Raw genomic sequence first — 885 nt, forward strand, 5'->3', positions numbered from 1 at the left:
CGATTACCGTTGCTCTCATTGCGATTCAGCAAATCGATAGTCCCCAGCAGGTCTTCGAGACGGGCGTGGCGCGTGGCGCGGCCATCGCCGTTGGTGTTCTCTCAGTCACTTTCGTGAACGACCTTTTGGCTGCCCCCGACCATTATCCGAAAGTGGCCGCCCAACTCGAAGCGTTGCAGCGCCGGGTCGCGGATTACGCCCAGGGCACGGTTCGCGGTCAGGCCATGCCTGCCACGATGGCAGCCGGACTCCTGCACGAGATCACGGCGCTGCGTCCTGATATAGCGAGCCTCGCCACAGAATCGAGCAACGGACAGGCGAGAAGCGCGGCTGCCCGTGCCGCGGCAGTGGATCTCGTCGCTGAACTGGCTACGGCCCGGGCACTGGAAACGTTGCCGGTCGCCGCCGAACCGCGGCCGCGGGAGCAAGCTATCTCCGAACTTGAAGCAAACTCCACCGTGCCCAGGTTCAAGTGGCCTTCAGGCAGCTTGGCAGAAGGCTCATCCGGTCTGATGGCGATATGTCTCGCCTGGCTCACTGGAGAACTGCTCCGAAGGAACAGGGACGTGCGGGGCAGCCTCGACGCATTGCGGGCAGGAAACCACGGCTCCCACGAGTGGCGCACCCCTTTATACCGCTCCCGCCGCATTGCGGCGGAGACCGGCGTCAGAGCCGCAATCTCCTTTGTGCTGCCATCGATGTTCTTCATGATGACGGGGTGGCCGGCAACCGAAGCCTGCCTTGCTCTTATTGCCGTGCTGATTGGGTTGAGCGCTACCGTACCTGACGCACGCACCTTCACGACGCTCGCGGTCGTTGCCATGCCGATCTCCTGTCTGCTTGCCGGTATTCTGGAGTTCGTGGTTCTGGACGGCGTCACCGGGT

1 protein-coding gene is annotated in these 885 nt (G+C 63.1%); it reads left to right on the plus strand.

What is annotated here, in order from left to right; genetic code table 11:
• Positions 1-885 (plus strand): FUSC family protein (locus tag ACXJ7R_RS34630; protein ID WP_457155722.1); only part of this gene is annotated, 885 nt, incomplete at both ends.

This window comes from Mesorhizobium sp. P5_C1 (assembly GCF_054049815.1).